The sequence below is a fragment of the Phnomibacter sp. genome (assembly GCF_036803085.1).
Classification (GTDB): Bacteria; Bacteroidota; Bacteroidia; order Chitinophagales; family Chitinophagaceae; genus Phnomibacter.
Genome location: NZ_DAIRUZ010000001.1, coordinates 490821 through 512255, shown reverse-complemented (window position 1 = coordinate 512255; position 21435 = coordinate 490821). Strand labels below are relative to the sequence as shown.

Here is a 21435-nt window from a genome sequence, read left to right as displayed (position 1 = left end):
AAACTTAACTTTATACCACTAAAGACAAATAAACACTAGACAAATGGACCGTTACAGAGAAATAGAAGTTAAACTTGCCGAAAAGCATGGCGCCGTTGCCAAAGGAACTAGAAAATCAATAGGTGACTTCTTGTTAAATAATGATCCACAGAAACCTGTTAATGTTAAAAGTACCAATTTGGCTAATAATAACTATTCGCCGAACATTATATCAGCCATGAGATTAATCAAATGGCTAAAACAAGATGGGAATGAGCTATATTTTATCTTCGTAGATTACAACGTAACTAAAGCTGGACTTGAAATCGTCAAAGATTCTGGCATAGTGGCTGTTCATAATATAAGTTGGAATTGCTTAACTATCGAAGCTCAAGGTTGGGGAGTCATACAAATGTGTAAGCCTTTAGAAGTAGATTTGAAGCAGGATTTAAAAGGGTTCTTAAAAGGGATGAAAAACGCCTATGAAATTTACATGCGTAAAGAGGCGAAGAAGGTAGAAATTATAAAGGAAATGATAAAAGATTTTTAACTTCATGTACTCAAACATTGTAGATATAATAAACTAAAAAAGTGATGAAAGTATTTGAGGCAAATATTTCAATTCAGGTTTCGAATTTCTTTCGCACCAAATTGAATAGGACAACTACACTGTCAACAGCCAATCAAAAAATGTTTGATGCCTGCGGCATCAAACATTTTTTTGAGTCTGAGGAAGAGTTTGAAGCATTGAAAGAAGCAATTTACTTTAGTGAAAATTTAGTCGAAGAACCCGACAGAGCCGAATATGGTGACTTTCAAACTAATTTTGATTTAGCAACTAAAGTTTCTAATTTTTTAAAACAAGGCTTATCCAATCCAAAAATTATTGTTGAGCCAACTTGCGGAAAAGGAAATTTTATTGTTGCGTGTCTAAGCACTTTTAAAGAAATTAAAAAAATATTCGGAGTCGAAATCTATAAGCCTTATGTGTGGGAAACTAAGTTTAATATTATTGAATTCTTTATTAAAAATCCTAAAACTAGAAAACCTGAAATCGAAATCAATCATTTCAATGTTTTTGATTTCGATTTCAGCAAAATATCTAAGGAACATTCCTTAGAAGAAATTTTAGTTATTGGAAACCCGCCGTGGGTTACAAATTCTAAACTTAGCAGTTTATCATCAGGCAACCTGCCAACAAAATCTAACTTTAAAAAACACAGTGGTCTAGATGCAATGACAGGTAAAGGGAACTTTGACATTAGCGAGTATATAACACTTATGATGTTTGATGCCTTCCAAAATTCTAAAGGACACTTTGCATTCCTTGTAAAAAACTCTGTAATAAAAAATGTTGTGTACGACCAACGGCAACGTAATTATAAAATTGCCGATCTACAAAAACTAACAATAGACAGCAAAAAAGAATTCAATGTATCAGTTGAAGCATCTTTACTGTACTGCAAACTTAACCAAACCGCTGAATTCGAATGTGAGGAATTTGATTTTTATAACCCTTTAAAATTAGTTAACCGATTTGGATGGGTTAATGAAAAATTTGTTTCCAGCATTGAACTTTATAAACTCAGCAACGACATTGACGGAGTTTCTCCTTTCATGTGGCGGCAAGGAATTAAGCATGACTGTTCTTCAATTATGGAGTTTGACAGAGAGAACGGACATTTTATAAATGGACTTCAACACAAAGTTAATTTAGAGGAAGATTTAGTTTACGGTTTATTGAAAAGCTCAGATCTCAAAGAAACCGTAATCGACAAGACTAGAAAATTTACAATCATCACTCAGAAAAAAGTTGGGCAAGACACCTCTTTTATCAAAAAAGAATTTCCTAAAACTTTTACCTACCTATACAAGAACAAGAGCCAATTCGATTTACGCAAATCGAGTATTTATAACAATAAGCCCGATTATTCAATTTTTGGAATTGGTGATTATTCTTTTACTCCCTTTAAGGTTGCGATTTCAGGCTTATACAAAAACTACTCTTTCAATTTAGTTTTGCCTCAAAATGACAAACCAATAATGCTTGACGACACTTGTTATTTGTTGGGCTTTGACAATTTGGAATTTGCTGCTTATACTCTTATTCTTTTAAACTCTGAAAAATCAAAAGAACTTTTACAAGCTATTACTTTCTCTGATGCAAAACGAACTTTCACAAAAGACATTCTAATGCGAATTGACCTTTTAAAACTTGCTTTGCAATTTCCAGAGCGAACAATGCAGAGCGAACTTAACAAAATCAACAAGCAATTCAAATTGAATATTAAACTTGATAAGTTCAACGAATTCATTAAAGCAATGAAGCCAGTTAATTCACAACAGTTGACCCTTCTAGAACCAGAAGTAAAATATAAAAAACAAAGAAAGCAAATTTTAATACCTGCATAACATAGGCTGACACAACTTCAACTTAACCGGGCTGCACATAACAAAAGGTTTGCCGCAAGGCTGGCGGACGGAATAACAATCGGCAGTTGTACTACTATCAGCTAATATCGGGCTTGACCTAATTCTATTTGGCTTTTAGTTATTAAATTCATCATCAGTTTTTCAATCGGCTTCAGTTGCCGGGCTGACACAGCAACAATTCCAGCCCTGCGGCAAGCCTCGAACGTTAGCTTTTCATTTTTCCCATCAGTGTTTAGGCCACATCTCCGGCCCAATGGCCGGGTTGGGGAAATGGCTTCCATGCTTATCCTGTTACTCCCGTCATTTCTGGCATAACATTTTCGTTTCTAGTATCAGCAGCTGCATCGCTTTCGCTTTGGTCTTCCCGGCTCCGTTTCATCCGTTACCCCCAACGCTGCGGTCGGGGCATGTAGCTTCGTTTCTCAGCATGCCTTTACCCACCAACACAAAAAAAGCTGAAGGCGAAAACCTTCAGCTTTGTTGGCGGAACATATCACCCGCCGATGTACAGGGTTTTATCCCTTCTGTTGATGTACTAAAGTTACTACCGCCCCGGGTGTAACCACAAGTATTTGCATCAAATTATTTTTGCACACAACTTAGCTGTGCAAACGGTCTTTTTTCGCCATCAGTTCGTCTACTGCTTCTACATACGCTTCGTCGGGTACGCAGCAGTCTACAGGGCACACTGCAGCACACTGTGGCTCTTCGTGAAAACCCTGGCACTCGGTGCACTTGTTGGGTACAATGTAGTAAGTATCGGTGCTGATGGGTTCATTTTTCTGATTGGCATCCATGGTGCTACCATCGAGCAGGGTAAACGTACCGCTTACAGTAGTACCATCGGCCAGTGCCCATTCCACACCGCCTTCGTAAATCGCATTGTTCGGACATTCAGGTTCGCAGGCACCACAGTTGATGCATTCTTCGGTTATTTTAATTGCCATGATGAGAACTGTTTAGTTTCGTTTCAAATTAGTTTTGTCCCTTCAAAAATAACGACCAATCCGTGAATCTACATCAACGCATAGAAATACTTGTAAAGCTGGGTGAATATCTTTTATCGGACGACGCAGCATGGCAGGAAGCCAAGACAAAAGCCGGTATTGAAAACGGCTGGTTTGTGCCCCAATTTGTAGATGCTGCAGCTGCAGGAATTGCCCACGGTTTTTTGCAGCCCGATGCGCTGAAAGCCTTTGCCCATCAGTATTTGCCGCAAGGCATTACCTATGCCCCACAGCGCCTCGGCATAGTAATGGCAGGCAATATTCCCATGGTGGGTTTTCATGATATGCTGTGCGGTATTTTGGCCGGTCATCAGCTGGTTTTAAAGCCTTCCTCAAAGGATGAAACACTGATGAAACACATTGTAACCACCCTGCAACAATGGGCGCCTGATTTTGGTCATGAAATTATTTTTGCAGAACAGCTAAAAGGCTGCGATGCCTACATAGCTACCGGCAGCAACAACAGCAGCCGCTACTTCGATTATTATTTCCGTAACTATCCCAGCATCATCCGGCGCAACCGCACTTCGGTAGCCGTGCTCGATGGCAGCGAAGATGCCGCCACCCTCGAACTACTGGCCGATGATATGATGCTGTACTTTGGATTGGGCTGCCGCAACGTATCGAAGCTCTACGTGCCCCGCAACTATGATTTTGTGCCGCTGCTGCGTGCCCTCGATAAATACAGTTGGATGGCCGATCATTTTAAATTTAAAAACAACTACGATTACAACCTGAGTATCCTTTTGCTTAACAACAAGTTTTACATGACCAACGGCACCGTACTGCTCACGGAAAACGAAGGTTTGTTTTCGCCCATCAGCCAGGTACACTACAGCTTTTACGACAGTATAGATGAAGCTGCCCTGCTTCAAGAACAGGCCGACAACCTGCAATGCCTGTGTAGCAAGCAGCACATTCCTTTTGGCCGGGCTCAGCAGCCAGCCCTCAGCGATTTTGCCGACGGTGTAGACACGATGCAGTTTCTGACAACATTGCCGCAAAAGCAGTAAGCAGTGCTGTGCAATTGTCAGCCGGCTGCTGTCAAAACATCAGCCACAACCAAGCGGCACATCTATTGTTATTGCTGTTAAACGGCGGTTAAACAAAATGGTATTTGCATTTTCTTCACCACAAGTGAGTGGCATTTACTATTAGATTTACGAATCATTTCGTTTGAACATAAACAGAAAAAGAAAAGCTATGAATTGGAAGTCCGTATTTGCGATTGCAGGCGTTAGCGTCGTTACCTCGGTGCTGAGCGTTTGGGGTCTGGGAAAAATCTACAGTAGCAGCAACTCAAACGGTTACCAGGAAACTGGAAAAATGCCTGCCAACTATGCCTCTTTTGTAGAAGGCAACGGGGTGCAGGGCAATACCCCGGTTGATTTTTCGGCGGCAGCCGGTGCAGCTACCCCAGCAGTGGTACACATCAAAACCAAAATAAATGCCCGTCAGGTAACCACCCAACGGCAGCGCAGCCCTTTTGCCGATTTGTTTGGCGATGATTTCTTTGGCGACATGTTTGGTGGCGGCGGCTCTCGCAGCATGACCATTCCTGAGCAGCGGGCCAGTGGCTCCGGCGTTATCATTACCAAAGACGGTTACATAGTAACAAACAACCATGTTATTGAAAATGCCGATGAAATAAACGTGACCATGCCCAATAAAAAATCGTACAAGGCCGAGCTCATTGGCGCCGACCCCAGCAGCGATTTGGCAGTGTTGAAAATCACCGGCGAAAACCTGCCCTACATTGTTTGGGGCAATAGCGATGATGTAAAACTCGGTCAGTGGGTACTGGCCATTGGCTACCCCTGGAGCCTTGACGTAACTGTAACAGCAGGTATTGTGAGTGCTAAAGCCCGTTCGCTTGGCCTCAACAGCCGCAAGAGCAATACGCCTATTGAAAGCTTTATACAAACCGATGCTGCCGTAAACCAGGGCAACAGCGGTGGCGCCCTGGTAGATGCCGAAGGCAAACTGATTGGCATCAACTCGGCCATTGCTTCGCAAACAGGTTCTTACGCTGGTTACAGTTATGCCATTCCTGTAAACATTGTTCGCAAAATAACCGGCGACCTCATTAAGTATGGTGCTGTGCAGCGGGCTTACCTTGGCATTACTTACATGCCAGATGATGCACCCGAAGAAGAATTCCGCAAGGCAGGTATAACACAGGGCGAAGGCGTGTATGTGCGGGAAGTGCCCGAAGGTGGTGCAGCCGCTGCAGCAGGCATTAAGCCCGGCGATTATATCACTGCCATCAACGGAGTGAAAGTAACCAGCGGTTCAGAAATGGTGGAGCAGGTAGCCAACTACAAGCCCGGCGATAAAGTCACCATCAGTTTTAAAAGAGATGGTGCCGCCAAATCGACCACCGTTACCTTGAAAAACCGTGCCGGTAATACCGATGTGGTGAAGAATGATGCCAACGCCGATCTGAAAGAAAAACTGGGTGGTCAGCTGGAAACAGTATCGAAAAAAGACGCAGAAAAATTTGGTATAGCCGGTGGTGTAAAAGTGAAAGAACTGGGTGAAGGCCTGCTGAGCAATACCCGCATGCAAAAAGACTTTGTAATTACGAGTGTGAACAGCCAGCCTGTGAAATCGGTAGAAGAACTAATGAAACTGTTGGGCAGTGCCCGCGGTACCGTTCGCCTTGAGGGTGTTTATCCCGGTTTTGAAGGCGTGTACGGTTATCCGCTCAACCTGAACCCACAGCAGGAAAACGGCGGCGGAAGACAGTAATCAAATAATTGGATGAATTTTTAAAAGACGGCACCTCAAACAGGTGTCGTCTTTTTTTGAGGCAGCCCCCTGGCCCCCGGTGGGGAATGAAAAACTGTTGCAAGCCTACCGGCCTTTGTTAGCCCGTTACTCCTCTTAAACTTCAACCAATGAAATGATGGCACCCCTTCTGGGCTTGGTACATCTTTCTGGTATTGTATACCAAAGGCGTTGCCAGTGGCTGATGGATTTTCGCCCTTTCAGGGCTAAACGGGTTAGCAATTTGGATTCCCGCAATTTATCTGGCCGGCTTTCCGGCTATGTACAAAAAACCACCCCGCCCAAAAGGGCACCCCACAAAGGGGAGAAAACTTACTGTCTTTCGGTCTTCCCGACATTCCAACTATCCGACTATATTAACCTATCCCACCCTCTCCAAAGGAGAGGGAACGTAGAGTGATGTGGTACATATTGGCATTTTTCTACTGACTTCCGGCTTCCCGTCTTTCGGACTTTCTCCCGACTCCCCGACTCCGGACTCCCGACTCCCCGACTCCGGACTCCCAACTTTCAGTCTTTCGGTCTTTCGGTCTTCCCGACATTCCAACTCACACCACCCAACATCCCGCTATTTTCCCTGATATTTGGAAGCACTACATTTTGATATTGCTTATGAAGAAGATACTTAGCCATTTGGCTCCTGCTTTTCTGTTGGTTGGTTTTTGTGTTGCATTTGCACTGCCTGCTGCGGCACAGCCCAATGGGTACAAATACCAGTTGGTAAAACAGGCCGAGTACAGCAAAGCGGCGGTGAGCAGTGCACATCCGCTGGCCAGTGAGGCTGGTATGTATGTAATGCAACACGGCGGTAATGCAGTTGATGCAGCCATTGCCACCCAGTGGGCGTTGGCTGTGGTGTACCCAACGGCGGGCAATATTGGTGGTGGCGGTTTTTTGGTGGCCCGCTTGTCGTCGGGCAAAAATATTTCCATCGACTACCGCGAAATGGCGCCCGGCAAAGCCACCGAAAACATGTATGTAGATCCGAAAACGGGCAAGGCCAATACCAGACTATCGCAAAGCGGCCACCTGGCCAGTGGTGTACCCGGCACACCGGCTGGCTTGTTTGCCTCTTTGAAGTATGCCAAACTGCCCATGAAAAAATTGATTCAACCGGCTATTGATTTGGCAGAAAAAGGATTTGCCATTACAGAAAGAGAAGCCAACCGCCTCAATAATTTACAGCAGCAATTGGAAAGGGTAAACACCAGCCTCCCCGTTTTTTACAGAGAAAAAAAATGGCAAGCCGGCGATACCTTGATACAACCCGATTTGGCCAACACACTGAAACGCATCAGAGACAAGGGCCAGCCGGGTTTTTACGAAGGAGAAACTGCCGACTTGATTGTGAATGAAATGGAACGTGGCGGTGGTATCATCAGCAAAGCCGATTTGAAAAATTACAAAGCAGTAGAAAGAACGCCTGTTGTATTTATGTACAAAGGCTATGAGATAATTTCTATGCCACCCCCCAGCAGCGGCGGCATACTCATTCATCAAATGCTGAAGATGCTGGAAAACCGGCCACTGGCCAGCTATGGTTTTCAAACGGCAAAAAGTGTACAGCTTATTACCGAAGTTGAACGCCGTGCCTATGCCGACCGTGCAGAACACTTAGGCGATCCTGATTATTACAAAGTGCCGATGAAAGGCTTGGTGGCACCGGCTTATCTGCAGCAGCGCATGGCCGATTACGACAGCACCAAAGCATCGGTGAGCACCAACATTACACCCGGTGTAATAAAAGAAAGCATGGAAACCACCCACCTGAGTGTGATGGATACCGATGGCAATGCCGTAAGTGTAACCACTACCCTCAACGGCGGCTACGGAAGTAAAGTGGTTGTGGGCGGCGCCGGCTTTTTCCTCAACAACGAAATGGATGATTTTAGCGTTCAACCCGGTGTACCCAACATGTTTGGTGCCATTGGTGGCGTGGCCAATGCTATTGCCCCCGGCAAGCGTATGCTCAGCAGTATGACGCCCACCGTAGTGCTCAAAAACAACAAACCTTTTATGGTGGTAGGTACACCCGGTGGCACCACCATTATTACATCAGTATTGCAAAGCATTATTAATGTGGTGGACTACAACATGAATGCTTTTGATGCAGTGAACAAACCAAAATTTCACCACCAGTGGCAGCCCGATGAAGTGCGGGTGGAAAAAGATTTTCCCATGGATGTACGCAAACAGCTGGAAGCGATGGGCTACAAAATAGTGGAAAACGGGGCCTGGAGTGCTACCGAAATGATACTGGTAAAACCCAATGGCAAACTGGAAGTAGTGGGTGATAAACGTGGCGATGATAGTGTGGCTGGCTGGTAAGTGTCGAGCCGCTATAAATTATCCGCCATACAGCATTTCCACTTCCCGTACATACCCTTCCATTTCGGCATCTTCGCCGGTGGGGTCGTAAGGTTGCTTGAGGCTGCTGCCAAATACAAACGCCACCGTTTGCCACAGCCGGGCATTGGCGCCGCCTTTGTATTCTTTTAAAATAGCGTACACATCGGCACCGGTTTGGCGGTTGATGAGTTTCATGAGCACTTTGCCCTGGTACACACTCAGGCTGGTAATTTTATCGCCAAAGGCTTCTTTGAGTTGCTTTTCCTGCGATTTGATAAACTGCCTGCGGGCACTTTCATCTTTCATGCCTGCCATGCGGCGGTTCATAAAGTTGATGATGCGACTGGCCTCCCGTGCATAAGGATAGGTAACGTACACAGCATTTTTAAGCCGGGTCATTTTCTTTTGTTGCCTGGCCAGGTGGCGGGGCATTTTGCCCAGCACTTCTACCGGCAGCAGCCACGAGGTGGGCACCAGTGTACCATCTTCCATCACCGTGGCATACACTACCAGTGTATCATTTACTCCATAGTCGGGGTGCTTTACCACCGGCGGCTGGGTTTGTGCCGCAGCCAGTAAGCTGCTGCAACAAATGATAGTTATGATGAGGATGCGCTGCATTGTAAGCATGAATATACTTACCAAAAACGAAAGACCCGGTTATTCATTGTATCGTTTGGCGGCTTTGCGGCGCTGAAACATACTCATGATAAAACCAATTACCGTAACCACAATACCCAACCACAGCACATTGATGGCAGGAAATTCATACGCCTTCAGCGTTACAAAATCCAGAATGGCGTTGCTTTCTTTCAGGCCTATTTCCACTTCCCGCTTCTCCATATCGCCAGGCTTATTAATGGTAAATACGAGGCTCTGACTCATCACCGTATCGGTAATGATATCGAGGGTATTGTTTTTGAGTCGAAATGCCGGCCGGGCTTTGTAAATACGGCCGTCTTTGGCAATCACCGAAATATCGGCAGCCAGCAAAGTGTCGCCTTTGTAGGCAGCAAACTTTTCATCGGGCGGGTTTACTTCAATCTGGTTTACCGTCCACATGCCATTGCTGTAAAAACTGGTATCGCCAATCACCACCATTTTTTTTGCAAACTGCGTAGTGTCTTTTTGCTTGGCGGTGGGGTCGCTCAAAAAGGTGAGATAAATAAAAATATCCTTGTTCCAATAGTGCTTGGCATCGGGGTTGGGTGTAAGGCCTTCCCCACCCTTGTTGTTTTCAATTACGTCGGGATAGAGTTTGAAATTTTCCTTGGTTTGCTTGTGCTGAAAATCAATTTCAAAATACCGCTTCTGGTCACGGGGGCTCAGCGTGTCTTTGGTGTAAGTCACCATGTATTTACCCATATCAGTTGCCACGCCTTTTATCAGGGTCAGGTTTTCCTGCGGGTTGTTGTTTACATCGCTGGCATCTTTCATTTGCAATGGAGAAATACCGGTGGTATTGTAGCTCAGTGTAACCTTATTGCTGGCAGAAATGAGGATGCCCAACAGCACCATACCAAAGCCAATGTGGGCAACAGAAGCACCCGCCAGTTTCAGTTTGCCCTTCATACCCGACCAAATGTAACCAGCGTTGGCCACAATGGCGTACACTGCAGCAGTAATGGCGATGTGCAGGGCCAGCCAAAAGCCGGGACCTTTTTTATCGTAAGCCACCCCTACAAAATAGCTGATGCACAAACCAATGGCCAGCGAAATAGCCGTAGGCCACAGCAGCTTGCTGTAAAATGTTTTCTTCGGCGTGTCTTTGTATTTCAGGTATTGGGTTACAGCGGTAAGCAGCCCCACAATAATAGCCACCCATACCTGAATTTGGTTGTGGCTATACTCCACATCCTGAGGCGGGGCTATACTGGTGCCAAATATTTTATTGAATACCGGCAGTGATGTTTTACCAATAATTACCAGCGACGAAAAGAAAAACACCAGCGAACCGATAAACATCCAAAACTCACGGCTGTACAGGTTTTCTTCTTTTTGAATGCTGGGTATTTGCTTGTACTGACGGGCAAACATAAAGCCGGCAGGTATCAGAAATGCAAAGATGAACAGCAGCAGCTGCACATTCATACCCGAGCCGGTAAAGGAGTGTACAGAAGTATCGCCGAGCACACCGCTACGGGTAAGGAAGGTGCTGTATAAAATGAGCAAAAACGTAAGGATGTAAAACAAATACGTAGCCCGGAGCGAATAGCCGCTGCTTTTGTAAATAAGATTGGTGTGCAAACCGCTGATAAGGATAAGCCAAGGCACAAGGCTGGCATTTTCCACCGGATCCCATGCCCAATAGCCACCAAAAGTGAGGCTCTCATAAGCCCATGCTGCACCCATCATAATACCAAGGCCAAGGGCGGCGGCACTAAACGATGCCCAAGGCAAAGCAGGTGCGGTCCAGCCTTTGTGGTCTTTGGTAAGCAGGCCACCTACAGCATATGCAAACGGTACAATGGTAGAAGCAAAACCTAAAAACAATACCGGCGGGTGAATCACCATCCAATAGTTCTGCAGCAGGGCATTGAGGCCGTTACCATCCGTCACAAATTCGAGGTAGTTAGGCGTACTGAAAATGGGTGCATCCATTTCGTTGCGCAGCAGCACAAAGGGACTACTGCCTACTTTTTGGCCAAAGAAATAAACGCCGAGTACCATAGTAGCCAGCGCAAACTGTGCAAAGCTGATAACCGACATCACCGGGCCTTCCCACTTGCCGCTACGGGCTATAATAAACCAGCCCAGCACGGCATGCCAAAAGCTCCAGAGCAAAAAACTACCCTCCTGGCCTTCCCAAAAACAGCTGAGCAAATACTCCATGGGCAGGGCCTTGCTGCTGTGCTGCCATACATATTTGTACTCAAATAAATGGTTGTTGATGATGTGGTACAAAATGTAAAACGACACCAGTACCGAAATGCTTTGCACCGCAAAACCAATGCGGGCCAGCTTCATCCAGGTGGGGCGGCTGCTTGCATCGGCAGCCTTAAAACCCATGTAAAAACTAACGCTGGCAAACAGGGCCGACATCAGCGACAACACAATCATGAAGTGCCCAATCTGACCGGGCAACAAATTTTCTCCTACAAATTCCATACTGCTGGCAGTTTGCAATTATTTGGTTGCAAAGCGTGGCAAAAGTACGGGTATGCACCTCATGGCAATGAAACGTGAAAGCACTGTTTGTTGGGGAAATGCGAAAAAAGAATCACTTTAAACACGAATGATACGAATAAAGCGAATGACACGAATTAAACGGATTGCTTGAATGGAATCATTTGAGTTTGATGCCAACAAAAAGCGACACCCGTTTGGATGTCGCTTTGTATTGGTAAATATCGATTTCTTATCCTTCTTGCTTGCTGCCCGGGTGGCGGAGGCCCTTGGCTTGTTCATCTTTATACTTGCTGGGGCACTTCAGCAGTATGTCGTCGCAATGAAAACCGTCTTCTTTCATGCGACCTTTCAGCACTACCCTTTCACTCATTTCCAAATCGGCCGGCTTGGGTTTGTTGCTGATGACTTTGGTAACCGAGCCCAAAGAATCTACCACTGTAAAAGAACAATAATTGGGATTGGTTAATGGATTGTACTCAATAGGCTGAGCCTTATCCAGCTTGGCTATCAGGTGTACGTAGGTTCCTTCTTTTTGCTTTGCAGAAGCAATGGTATCATACGTGGTAAGATCGGTGGTGAAACTAATCATCACGGCTATGGCCACTGCCACACCAACCAGCAAAAAAATGTGCATCTTTTTCATTCGCTACTCCGGTGATTTTGGGCAAATGTACAGCGATTGCGCTGCAGACGCTGCATTGCTGCATTGTTAAATAAAACAGCGTATCCACATTTTTTCATTGAAAATCAGGCCGCTGTTTACAGCATAAAGCTTTGTGGCGAGGCATGCCTGCACAGCAGGGTGGTTGCGTGTAGAATGTTTGTACTTTCGCCACCCTTTATACAAAGCCACATGGCCGATTTATCAACTTTCGACGTAAACAGTGCAGGCAATCCCAACAACAATATTTTTGGATTGCCCTTTTCTGAAACCGATGCCCAATTAGTAATTGTACCAGTACCATGGGAGGTTACGGTAAGCTCCACAGCAGGCACCGCCCGGGCTTCAGAGCAGGTGTTCAAAGCTTCTTTGCAGGTAGACATTTTTGATTTGGATACCCCCGACGCCTGGAAGAAAGGGTTTTACATGCGCCCCATCGACAGAAAGCTGCTGCTCAAAAGCGACTTTTTGCGCAAAGAAGCCGAGCTCTTTATCGACTTCATTTCCAGAGGCGAAGACATAAAGGCCAACCGCTTTATGTGCAAGAGCATTAAAGACATCAACGAGGGATCGGACCATATGAACAGCTGGGTGTACGAGCAAACCAGCGACCTGCTAAAAGCAGGTAAACAGGTGGGGCTGCTCGGTGGCGACCACAGCACATCGCTGGGCTATTGGAAAGCACAGGCCGAACAACACGAATCGTTTGGCATATTGCAGATAGATGCCCACTGCGACCTGCGCCCTTCTTACGAGTTTTTTAAATATAGCCACGCCAGTGTGGTATACAATGGTTTGGAAGAAATACCACAGCTGGAAAAAGTGGTGCAAATTGGTGTTCGTGATTTTAGCCAGGGCGAATGGGAATACCTGCAACAGCACAAGAACCGCATCCATTGTTTCTTCGACCGTGACCTGAAAAGGCGCCGCTTTGAAGGCGACAACTGGCAGCAGATTTGCGACGACATTATTGCACAGCTGCCACAAAAAGTACACCTCAGCTACGATATAGACGGCCTCAACCCCAAGCTTTGCCCCCGCACCGGCACTCCGGTGGATGGCGGTTTTGAATCCGAAGAAATCATTTACCTGCTTCGGCGCCTGCTGGCCAGCGGCCGCCAGCTTATTGGTTTCGATTTGGTAGAAATAGGCATTGGCGAAAGCGGTTGGGATGCTAACGTGGGGGCCCGTCAGCTTTGGAAAATTTGCAACATGATGGTAAGCCAACCGAAGGCGTAATCTGTTGGTATAGCAGGTACATTTGCAACCTTATGCAGCAAGAGGAAACCGCAACAGCATCATCGGGCGACTTTGACTACGTCATCACCCTCAAATCGCCGGGGTACAAACATGTGAACATCGTGAGTCAGGTGTTGCTGCTCATTTTCTTGACAGCCTACTTTTACTATCTCATAAGGCTGGGCATGTTTGGCACCAACCTTTGGCTGGTAGTGATTCCCCTACTTATTATTGGTTTGTGGTTGTACGGCTGGGTGCGCAGCGCCGACAAATCTTTTCAGGTAAACTACCGCATGGAACTGATGGTGGCTGCCATGGCCTGGATGCTGCTGCCGTTGGCCAAATATCATGTGTGGTTTGGCGTGGGTTACGCCATCATGTCGGTAATAGAGCGTTGGGTAAAATTTCCTGACGAGATAGGATTTACAAAAGAAAAAGTGGTGCGCAATTCTTTTCCCAAAAAGAAATACGAATGGTTTGAAATTGATAACGTGATGATCAGGGACAACATTTTTACCCTCGACCTGCGCAACAACCACATCATTCAAAAAGAATTAGACGAACCTGTTTCAGCAGAACTAATTGCAGAGTTTAATGCGTATTGCAAAGAGCAATTGCATTTTCGTATATAACCCCTTTTTTTGAACCATAAAGCACACACTAAGGAGCACAAAGGGTTTGCTATTACTTAATAACCCATTGCCTAATTATTCATTTCCCATTCAATTTTTCATATGACTCCATATTTACTATACAGCGACGGCAACGGCAACATTTTTGAAGACCAAACCCTCTACGCCATTGGCCGTAGTGGATGGGATGCGTTTGAAGTGCCCGAAGAAAGCTGGATTGTATTGCCCGATGGCGGCAACCTATACGAACTGCCCGGCCGCAAAGGCATTGGCATAGATGTGGAAACGGGAGAAATGCGCCTCTGCGACAAAGGCTGGGCGGTAGCGGCTTTCATTCCGCCGGCACATACCAACCTGTTTTTGGCCGCTTACGAAACCGCACCCGATGCACCAACACTACCCTTGTTTTGCTACACGGCAGCCGGTTGGTACAATGATCAGTTTTATGTTACAGCTGTACGGGTAGAAAGAGATGTGCGTCAGGAATGTGCGGGATACGATGATGATACCATTGCCAATGGTGCCACGCATTTGATGGAAGCATATTCGCACAACAGACTGGTAAAGCACCTGATGGAAAACTGTTGCAATACCTACAACTGCCCCGCTGCCCGCAACATGGCCATGGGCCGTTGGGAATGCCCCGTGCCAAGCTCTCCTGCCTGCAATGCCAACTGCGTAGGTTGTGTAAGCTTTCAGCCGGAAGATGAAACCATTACCAGCCCGCAAGACCGCCTCACTTTTAAGCCCACGCCTGAAGAGATTGTGGAGTTTACCGTACCGCATCTGGAAACTGCTCCCTACCCCATCATCAGCTTTGGGCAAGGCTGCGAAGGTGAGCCGCTGCTGATGTGGGAAACCATCCGCGATGCTATCATCGAAATTCGGAAGCATACCAAAAAAGGCTCTATCAATATCAACACCAACGGTAGCAAGCCGGCTGCGGTAGAAGCCTTGTGCCAGGCGGGTTTAGACAGTATTCGGGTAAGTACCAACAGTGCCCGAAGCGAAATTTATACGCCCTACTATCGCCCCAATAATTACCAGTTTGAAGACATAGTTGAAAGCCTGAAAGTAGCCCGAAAATATGGTGTGTGGACGAGCATCAACTACTTCGTTTTCCCCGGCATGACGGATAGCGAAGCAGAATACGAAGCGCTGCGCAAACTGATAAAGGAAACAGATTTATGCATGATTCAGTGGCGTAATTTCAATATTGACCCCGATTGGTATTTGGGTAAAATAAATGTAGCCGATGCCGGCGAATGCATGGGCGTACAGCAAATGATGAACCTGATTCATGAAGAGTTTCCAAACTTGAAATTCGGCTACTTCAATCCGCCTATCGAACGCATCAAAGGCGATTACAACAACGACTTCGCCCATTGGAAAGAAGAGTTGGGAGGCTATGTTGTAACAAATGAAGTATGAGCTTATGAATGATGAATTGGGAATGATGAATGATGAATGATGAATGATGAATGATGAAATTCATCATTCATCATAAGATGCAGCCCCAATCAACTCATTAACCAATCAACTAATCAACCTCTCCACTCCATCCTTTGGCCAGTTCTCTTATTATCGTTTGCATAGCAGCATTTGCCGCCGGCTTTATTGATGCTGTGGTAGGGGGTGGCGGACTGGTGCAAACACCGGCCATGCTCATCACTTTTCCCAATGCACCGGTGGCTACCCTGCTGGGTACGGTAAAGATTCCATCCTTTTGTGGTACGGCGGTATCGGCGTATCAATACAGCAAACGCATCGACATCCGCTGGAAGCTGATTCTATGGGTAGCACTGGCAGCATTTAGTGCGGCCATGTTTGGCTCGTACATGGTGAGTGTGCTCAACAATGGCATTCTCAAACCCATTATACTGTGTGTGCTGGTGTTGGTGGCATTGTTTACCTACACCCGCAAAACCCTGGGGCAGCAGCATGACGAAATCCCGTATACAGAAGCGTTATGGAAAGGGATTGTTGCTGGTTTGCTCATTGGTTTTTACGATGGCTTTATTGGCCCCGGTACCGGTAGCTTTTTGGTATTGGTGTTCATCACCATTATTGGTCATGATTTTATGCATGCCAGTGCCCATGCCAAAATGATTAACCTTGCTACCAATCTGGCATCCATTATTTATTTTTCATTTACGGGCAATATCATGTTTGAGCTGGCCATCCCCATGGCCATTTGCAATATGGCCGGCGGTTGGGCTGGCACCAAAATGGCCCTGCTCAAAGGCAACCGCTTCATCCGTATTTTCTTTTTACTGGTGGTGACTGGTACCATCATTCGCTTTGCGTATGATATTTTCTTTCGGTAAAAGCACAGCAAACCTTCCTGTACATTTGCCAGCGTTTTGAGCAACAAGCAACATACTATTGAAGGCATTGGATTGGCTGTATTGGCCACGCTGGTGTGGAGTGGCAACTTCATTGTGGCCCGTGCCATCAATCAGGATATACCTCCTTTTATGCTGGCTTTTTTGCGTTGGGGTACGGCGTCCATCATCATGTTGCCCATTGGCTGGGCGGCTTTCCGGCAAGATTGGGCGGCCATTAAAAAAGCCTTGCCCATTGTTACGTTTGCAGCATTCACGGGCATCAGTTTGTTCAACACCTTTATTTATGTGGCAGGACATTTTTCTTCTGCCATTAGCCTGGCGTTGATTGGCACCACTTCTTCTCCTGTATTTTCATTTATACTGGCCCGTATTTTTTTAAAAGAAAGAATACCGGCATGGCGCATGCTGGGCCTGCTCATTTGCATCAGCGGCATTTTGCTGTTGCTCAGCCAGGGCAGTTTGGAAGTGCTGTTGCATTTCAGGTTTACACAAGGCGACTGGTGGATTTTAGCAGCAGCATTATCCTTTGCCTTGTACAATATTGCCACCCGCAAAAAGCCAGCCACCATTTCACCCAAAGCCTATCTCTTCAGCACCTTTTGGATAGGCACCATCATACTGCTACCCTTTGCATTATTAGAGGTGGGCATGGGGGCCACAATAAACTGGAGCTGGTCTTTGGCAGGTATCGTGCTCTACCTTGGTGCAGGTGCTTCTGTTATTTCATTCTTGTGCTGGAACATAGCCATAGCAAGGCTTGGCGCAGCCCGCACCGCTATTTTCGGCAATCTCATTCCTGTATTCAGCAGCATTGAAGCCGTGCTGATTTTACACGAAAAAATTACCTGGATTCACATCCTCGGCATGACGGTGGTAATTGTTGGCCTCATCATTGCCAACCTCCGTGCAACTGCAGCAATCCCCAAGCGTTAGCTCAGGGCTGCTGTATCTTTTTCTGTAGGTATTTCTTTTATTTCGCTAATGGCGGTGAAGCCACCCAATACATTCCGCACATTGTGCAGGCCCTGGCGCTTAATGAGCGAAGCAGCAATAACACTGCGATAACCAGCAGCACAATGCAGGTAAATATTTGCTTCTTCGGGCAGCGTAGCAATGCGCATAGTGTCGTTCATTTCGCTGAGTGCAAGATGGGTGGCACCTACAATATGACCTTCCGAAAATTCAACTTCGTTGCGTACGTCTACTACCAATAATTTATCGTCGTGTGGTAAGTCCATGGCCAGTTCATCGGCTTCAATATCGATGATAATATCGAGTTGCTTTCCTGCATTTAGCCAGCTATCAAAACCACCTGCCAAATGACCGGCAAATTGCTCAAAACCAACACGGGCAAGCCTTGTAACAGATTCTTCTTCTTTACCGGGTTCGGTAATCAACACGATTGGTTGATCGAAGGGTAGCATACTACCAGCCCATTCTGCGAATCGACCTTCGAGGCCAATGCTCACCGAACCAGGGATAAAGCCATTGGTAAAAACAGTAGCCGCTCTGGTATCCAGTAAAATGGTATTTCCTTCTTCCATCAACGCTTCTACTTCGGCCACAGTCAGGGCTTTCATGCCTTTGTCCAACACTTCTTCAAATGGTGCATAGCCTTTTTGATTGATGGCTGCATTCACCGCGAAATATACAGGTGCATCTTTCAAACCTGTAGTAACGGCTGTAACGAAAGCAGCTTTGCTTTCAGCCTGTAGCGCATAATTGGTTTGCTTTTGCTGACCAATGGTGCTGAAGGTTTCGGGGCCAAGATTTTTGCCGCAGGCGCTACCGGGGCCATGGGCAGGATACACCAATACCTCATTGGGCAGGGTGGCCAGTTTTTGTTGCAACGAATCGTAGAGCATGCCCGCCAGTTCTTCGCTGCTCAGGTTGCCGCTGCTGAGGTCGGGGCGGCCTACATCACCAATAAACAACGTATCGCCGGTGAACACAGCATGTGCACTACCATCTGCATTGCGCAGCAACCAACAAGTGCTTTCCAAGGTGTGGCCGGGTGTATGCAGGGCTTCTATGCTGAGTTCACCCAGTTGAAAACTTTCGCCATCTTTTGCTATTTGCACCGGATAGCGGGTTTGAGTACCGGGACCATACACAATGGGGGCACCGGTAGCTTTCGATAAGTCGATGTGTCCACTAACGAAGTCGGCATGAAAATGCGTTTCGAAAATGTATTTGATGCTAGCCTTGCGATCGGCTGCCAACTGCGTGTAGGTTTGATAGTCACGCAGTGGGTCGATGATGGCGGCTTCGCCATTGCTTTCAATATAATAAGCGGCCTCACTCAGGCAGCTGGTGTACAATTGCTGGATATACATGCGTATAAATATTAGGCTGCAAAAGAATGACGAAAAATGTTTATTAAATACTAATGCAGGCCTTGAGGACCTGCATTAGCCAAATTATTGCTAGAGATAGCTTATTATCGAGAACAAGTGCTTTTAGAACTTGCCGACCAACGATTTTGAAATCTTGAAAATTTCTTCGATGCGGGCAGCACTCACGGAGTAAAAAATAAACTTTCCTTCACGACGGGTTTCTACAATACCTGCCCGGCGCAACAGTGCCAGGTGCTGCGAAGCAACTGACTGCTCCAACCGCAGCTTTACATAAATTTCAGTAACGGTCAATTCCTCTTTGTCGTGCAACAACCGGATGATTTGTAAGCGAAGCTTATGGTTCAATGCCCGGATGATTAAATCTGCTTTTTTTAGTGTGAGTAACTCTACAGTAATTTCTTTTCGAGTGCCAGAGAAAAGCACCAGATGGTGTTGATTGCTTGTCGCCATGTTTCTTTCGTGATTAAAGTGTAAAATGCAGTGAGTGGGGAGTGAATTCCATTTACCTGAAACAGCTGCAAATTACTTTTTTATCGCATCCATCTTTTACCACATATATAAAAAAAGCCTAAATCTATTTATAAATAAAATGAACAATACTCCTTTAAATTAGCCTTTGTTCACAAAGGATTGCAAGGTTATATACAAATGTTAAGCTACTGCTGAAATAAAGGCGAACAGCCGGTCTTGACTTAAACAACAGTTCGAACTGGCTGATAGAAAGCTTTGCAATAAAAAGGCTCTGCATAGGCTACATCTGCAAAATGCTCTTGCTGAAATATCTGAGTAGAAATACGGGCAAAAGCTTGCAACAAACTATCAGTTGATAATACTATTTCATCGGTGCTACTAATCAGTTGCACCCACTTGGCAGCACCAGAGCCAGCAAAACAAATGGCCGAAGACGCTCTTTCTTGTTGAAGCCATTCTGGAGTAAGCAACACTGCAGTATCTGGCAAAACCGATTGCAGTTGAGCGTTGTACAACCCCGCAAAAACTTCCATTCTGCGGGCATCTATCATGGGGCAAAACAAAGTAGCTGTTGGTTGCTGTAACTGCATAGCAGTAGCCATCAATTGCAAAGTCGACAGAGTAATCAACGGTATTTGCAAGGCAAAGCAGAGTCCTTTTGCTGCAGCCAAACCTACCCGCAAACCGGTATAACTTCCTGGCCCGTTGCTTACCGCCACAGCACACAATTCTTTCAATGAAATGTTTTCTTGCTTCAATATGTCAGCAATGGCAGGTTGTAAAAATGAAGCATGGGTTTGTTGCTCATGGTTTACCCTTTGTGCAAGCAGTGCGCCATTTTTTACCAACCCTACCAAACCAATTTCGGTGGCGGTATCAATACACAAAATATAACTCATGAGGCAACACTTTTTTGCAGTAAAGGGTGTGGCAAATATCGCTTGTCGGCTTCACTCATTTTTTGCAGCAATGCCCATACGTTATACGCTCCAATTGTATCCAACCATTCCCAAGGTCCTTTGGGATAATTGGTGCCGAGTTTCATGGCAATATCCATGTCATCCGCCGAACTGATATGATCTGCCAAACCATAAAATGCTTCATTAATAATGCTGCATACCACCCTTGGTGCCACTAACCCCGGCTGTGCTGCCACCTGTGTGAGTTGCTTGCCCAGCAAGGTTTGAAGGTGTTGCATTTCTTCGGAATGAATGGCTTCGGATTGGTCTGTACTGATTTCCCACAAAGGCCGTTGCCAAAAACTATTCCATCCGCAAAAGCGGGCATGTGTGGGCTGATGTTTCAGTGCATAATCACCCAATGGATCATTAACCAATACCCAACTACGTAAATGAGCAATGGGCACAGGAGGAATTTCCATGCAAATCAACAATGCCGCAATTTCCAGCGGAATGGAGTGCCAATCTGCACTCACCTTCCAATGCGCAGGCACATCGGCAAGGGGCTGCAGCAGGCCATGAGGATCGTAAGCATAAACAATATCAGACATGTTGGCAAAATTGAAGGATTGCAGTCAAAGAGCTACATTCGTTTTTCTTCAAACTGAACTAGTAGTATGAACAAAAAAGTAATAGAAACCAATGCAGCCCCTGCTCCCATTGGTCCTTACAGCCAAGCCGTAATGGCCGGCAACCTGTTGTTTCTGAGTGGTCAGGTTTGTTTTGACCCCACAACTGGCGAACTGAAAAACACCGATGTAACAGAAGAAACGCACCAGGTAATGGCCAACCTGAAAGCGGTGCTGGCCGAAGCCGGTATGACCTTCGACAATGTGGTGAAGACAACGATTTTTCTGAGTGATATGTCGTTGTTTGCAACGGTAAATGAAGCATACAGCCAATATTTCAGCAGTGCTTTTCCTGCCCGTGAAACCGTGGCTGTAAAAGGCCTGCCCCGCAGTGTGAATGTGGAGATAAGCATGATAGCAACCGCATAACTTTTTGCGTAGTTGATTTGTTAAAGGCATCCAACCCGCCCGATGTGTGAACTAAGGCAGGTTGGATGCTTTATTTTTGCCCC

The 21435-nt window shown here is 46.0% G+C and carries 19 protein-coding genes; 11 read left to right on the top strand and 8 right to left on the bottom strand.

Translation table 11 applies throughout. The annotated features are described in order from the left end of the window. Positions 1 to 43 precede the first annotated feature (43 nt). Together V7Q13_RS02255 and V7Q13_RS02250 are read left to right on the top strand one after the other, a co-directional pair. Positions 44 to 529, top strand: a complete 486-nt coding sequence (locus V7Q13_RS02255) for a hypothetical protein (protein ID WP_333799058.1) — start codon at positions 44 to 46, stop codon at positions 527 to 529. Between the two features lie 44 nt (positions 530 to 573). Next, the gene (locus tag V7Q13_RS02250) at positions 574 to 2391 is read left to right on the top strand and encodes a hypothetical protein (protein ID WP_333799057.1); all 1818 of its coding nucleotides are present in this window, start codon (positions 574 to 576) and stop codon (positions 2389 to 2391) included. 620 nt (positions 2392 to 3011) lie between these two features. Here the strand turns inward: V7Q13_RS02250 and V7Q13_RS02245 are convergent. Continuing rightward, complete coding sequence (locus V7Q13_RS02245) at positions 3012 to 3359, bottom strand: 4Fe-4S dicluster domain-containing protein (protein ID WP_333799056.1); 348 nt, start codon at positions 3357 to 3359, stop codon at positions 3012 to 3014. 62 nt (positions 3360 to 3421) lie between these two features. Between V7Q13_RS02245 and V7Q13_RS02240 the strand changes: the two genes are divergently transcribed. The 3 genes from V7Q13_RS02240 (at position 3422) to ggt (ending at position 8537) form a co-directional block, all read left to right on the top strand. Continuing rightward, the gene (locus V7Q13_RS02240) at positions 3422 to 4432 is read left to right on the top strand and encodes an acyl-CoA reductase (RefSeq protein ID WP_333799055.1); all 1011 of its coding nucleotides are present in this window, start codon (positions 3422 to 3424) and stop codon (positions 4430 to 4432) included. Positions 4433 to 4622: 190 nt separating this feature from the next. Then, positions 4623 to 6170 carry a trypsin-like peptidase domain-containing protein gene (locus V7Q13_RS02235; protein ID WP_333799054.1) on the top strand — a complete coding sequence of 516 codons (1548 nt, stop codon included), beginning with the start codon at positions 4623 to 4625 and terminating at the stop codon, positions 6168 to 6170. Between the two features lie 651 nt (positions 6171 to 6821). After that, complete coding sequence (ggt, locus tag V7Q13_RS02230) at positions 6822 to 8537, top strand: gamma-glutamyltransferase (protein WP_333799053.1); 1716 nt, start codon at positions 6822 to 6824, stop codon at positions 8535 to 8537. Positions 8538 to 8555: 18 nt separating this feature from the next. Here ggt and V7Q13_RS02225 read toward each other — a convergent pair whose 3' ends face one another. The 3 genes from V7Q13_RS02225 to V7Q13_RS02215 form a co-directional block, all read right to left on the bottom strand. Continuing rightward, positions 8556 to 9188, bottom strand: coding sequence for a DUF4294 domain-containing protein (locus V7Q13_RS02225; RefSeq protein ID WP_333799052.1), 633 nt, complete (start codon positions 9186 to 9188; stop codon positions 8556 to 8558). Positions 9189 to 9218: 30 nt separating this feature from the next. Next, positions 9219 to 11666 (bottom strand): cytochrome c biogenesis protein CcsA, encoded by a 2448-nt coding sequence (gene ccsA, locus V7Q13_RS02220; RefSeq protein WP_333799051.1) that lies wholly within the window; start codon positions 11664 to 11666, stop codon positions 9219 to 9221. Positions 11667 to 11916: 250 nt separating this feature from the next. Next, entirely contained in the window at positions 11917 to 12330 is a 414-nt protein-coding gene (locus V7Q13_RS02215; protein ID WP_333799050.1) for a cytochrome c maturation protein CcmE domain-containing protein, read from the bottom strand. Positions 12331 to 12540: 210 nt separating this feature from the next. Between V7Q13_RS02215 and V7Q13_RS02210 the strand changes: the two genes are divergently transcribed. The 5 genes from V7Q13_RS02210 (at position 12541) to V7Q13_RS02190 (ending at position 17500) form a co-directional block, all read left to right on the top strand. Next, complete coding sequence (locus V7Q13_RS02210) at positions 12541 to 13587, top strand: arginase family protein (RefSeq protein WP_333799049.1); 1047 nt, start codon at positions 12541 to 12543, stop codon at positions 13585 to 13587. A 32-nt stretch (positions 13588 to 13619) separates the two neighbouring features. Then, on the top strand, positions 13620 to 14219 hold the full coding sequence (locus tag V7Q13_RS02205; protein WP_333799048.1) for a hypothetical protein: 600 nt from the start codon (positions 13620 to 13622) through the stop codon (positions 14217 to 14219). 102 nt (positions 14220 to 14321) lie between these two features. Continuing rightward, positions 14322 to 15650 carry a radical SAM protein gene (locus V7Q13_RS02200; protein WP_333799047.1) on the top strand — a complete coding sequence of 443 codons (1329 nt, stop codon included), beginning with the start codon at positions 14322 to 14324 and terminating at the stop codon, positions 15648 to 15650. Between the two features lie 134 nt (positions 15651 to 15784). Then, on the top strand, positions 15785 to 16546 hold the full coding sequence (locus V7Q13_RS02195; RefSeq protein ID WP_333799046.1) for a sulfite exporter TauE/SafE family protein: 762 nt from the start codon (positions 15785 to 15787) through the stop codon (positions 16544 to 16546). Between the two features lie 36 nt (positions 16547 to 16582). Next, positions 16583 to 17500, top strand: coding sequence for a DMT family transporter (locus V7Q13_RS02190; RefSeq protein WP_333799045.1), 918 nt, complete (start codon positions 16583 to 16585; stop codon positions 17498 to 17500). Here the strand turns inward: V7Q13_RS02190 and V7Q13_RS02185 are convergent. The 4 genes from V7Q13_RS02185 to V7Q13_RS02170 form a co-directional block, all read right to left on the bottom strand. Further along, complete coding sequence (locus V7Q13_RS02185) at positions 17497 to 18903, bottom strand: MBL fold metallo-hydrolase (protein ID WP_333799044.1); 1407 nt, start codon at positions 18901 to 18903, stop codon at positions 17497 to 17499. The two genes, V7Q13_RS02190 and V7Q13_RS02185, sit on opposite strands and share 4 nt — an antisense overlap. Before the next feature lie 123 nt (positions 18904 to 19026). Beyond that, entirely contained in the window at positions 19027 to 19374 is a 348-nt protein-coding gene (locus V7Q13_RS02180; RefSeq protein ID WP_333799043.1) for an ArsR/SmtB family transcription factor, read from the bottom strand. A gap of 242 nt (positions 19375 to 19616) precedes the next feature. Beyond that, entirely contained in the window at positions 19617 to 20294 is a 678-nt protein-coding gene (tsaB, locus tag V7Q13_RS02175) for a tRNA (adenosine(37)-N6)-threonylcarbamoyltransferase complex dimerization subunit type 1 TsaB (protein WP_333799042.1), read from the bottom strand. Next, on the bottom strand, positions 20291 to 20905 hold the full coding sequence (locus tag V7Q13_RS02170) for a 3-hydroxyacyl-CoA dehydrogenase family protein (RefSeq protein WP_333799041.1): 615 nt from the start codon (positions 20903 to 20905) through the stop codon (positions 20291 to 20293). The genes tsaB and V7Q13_RS02170 overlap by 4 nt, the downstream gene beginning before the upstream one ends. A gap of 66 nt (positions 20906 to 20971) precedes the next feature. Here V7Q13_RS02170 and V7Q13_RS02165 point away from each other — a divergent pair, with 66 nt between their 5' ends. Continuing rightward, the gene (locus V7Q13_RS02165; RefSeq protein WP_333799040.1) at positions 20972 to 21352 is read left to right on the top strand and encodes a RidA family protein; all 381 of its coding nucleotides are present in this window, start codon (positions 20972 to 20974) and stop codon (positions 21350 to 21352) included. The last annotated feature ends 83 nt before the right edge of the window (positions 21353 to 21435 follow it).

What these genes read in the sequence shown, in the direction of transcription:
- V7Q13_RS02255 (WP_333799058.1), top strand. Translation starts at nt 44, where the DNA reads ATGGACCGTTACAGAGAAATAGAAGTTAAACTTGCCGAAAAGCATGGC.
- V7Q13_RS02250 (WP_333799057.1), top strand. Translation starts at nt 574, where the DNA reads ATGAAAGTATTTGAGGCAAATATTTCAATTCAGGTTTCGAATTTCTTT.
- V7Q13_RS02245 (WP_333799056.1), bottom strand. Translation starts at nt 3,359, where the DNA reads ATGGCAATTAAAATAACCGAAGAATGCATCAACTGTGGTGCCTGCGAA.
- V7Q13_RS02235 (WP_333799054.1), top strand. Translation starts at nt 4,623, where the DNA reads ATGAATTGGAAGTCCGTATTTGCGATTGCAGGCGTTAGCGTCGTTACC.
- ggt (WP_333799053.1), top strand. Translation starts at nt 6,822, where the DNA reads ATGAAGAAGATACTTAGCCATTTGGCTCCTGCTTTTCTGTTGGTTGGT.
- V7Q13_RS02225 (WP_333799052.1), bottom strand. Translation starts at nt 9,188, where the DNA reads ATGCTTACAATGCAGCGCATCCTCATCATAACTATCATTTGTTGCAGC.
- ccsA (WP_333799051.1), bottom strand. Translation starts at nt 11,666, where the DNA reads ATGGAATTTGTAGGAGAAAATTTGTTGCCCGGTCAGATTGGGCACTTC.
- V7Q13_RS02215 (WP_333799050.1), bottom strand. Translation starts at nt 12,330, where the DNA reads ATGAAAAAGATGCACATTTTTTTGCTGGTTGGTGTGGCAGTGGCCATA.
- V7Q13_RS02210 (WP_333799049.1), top strand. Translation starts at nt 12,541, where the DNA reads ATGGCCGATTTATCAACTTTCGACGTAAACAGTGCAGGCAATCCCAAC.
- V7Q13_RS02205 (WP_333799048.1), top strand. Translation starts at nt 13,620, where the DNA reads ATGCAGCAAGAGGAAACCGCAACAGCATCATCGGGCGACTTTGACTAC.
- V7Q13_RS02200 (WP_333799047.1), top strand. Translation starts at nt 14,322, where the DNA reads ATGACTCCATATTTACTATACAGCGACGGCAACGGCAACATTTTTGAA.
- V7Q13_RS02185 (WP_333799044.1), bottom strand. Translation starts at nt 18,903, where the DNA reads ATGTATATCCAGCAATTGTACACCAGCTGCCTGAGTGAGGCCGCTTAT.
- V7Q13_RS02180 (WP_333799043.1), bottom strand. Translation starts at nt 19,374, where the DNA reads ATGGCGACAAGCAATCAACACCATCTGGTGCTTTTCTCTGGCACTCGA.
- tsaB (WP_333799042.1), bottom strand. Translation starts at nt 20,294, where the DNA reads ATGAGTTATATTTTGTGTATTGATACCGCCACCGAAATTGGTTTGGTA.
- V7Q13_RS02170 (WP_333799041.1), bottom strand. Translation starts at nt 20,905, where the DNA reads ATGTCTGATATTGTTTATGCTTACGATCCTCATGGCCTGCTGCAGCCC.
- V7Q13_RS02165 (WP_333799040.1), top strand. Translation starts at nt 20,972, where the DNA reads ATGAACAAAAAAGTAATAGAAACCAATGCAGCCCCTGCTCCCATTGGT.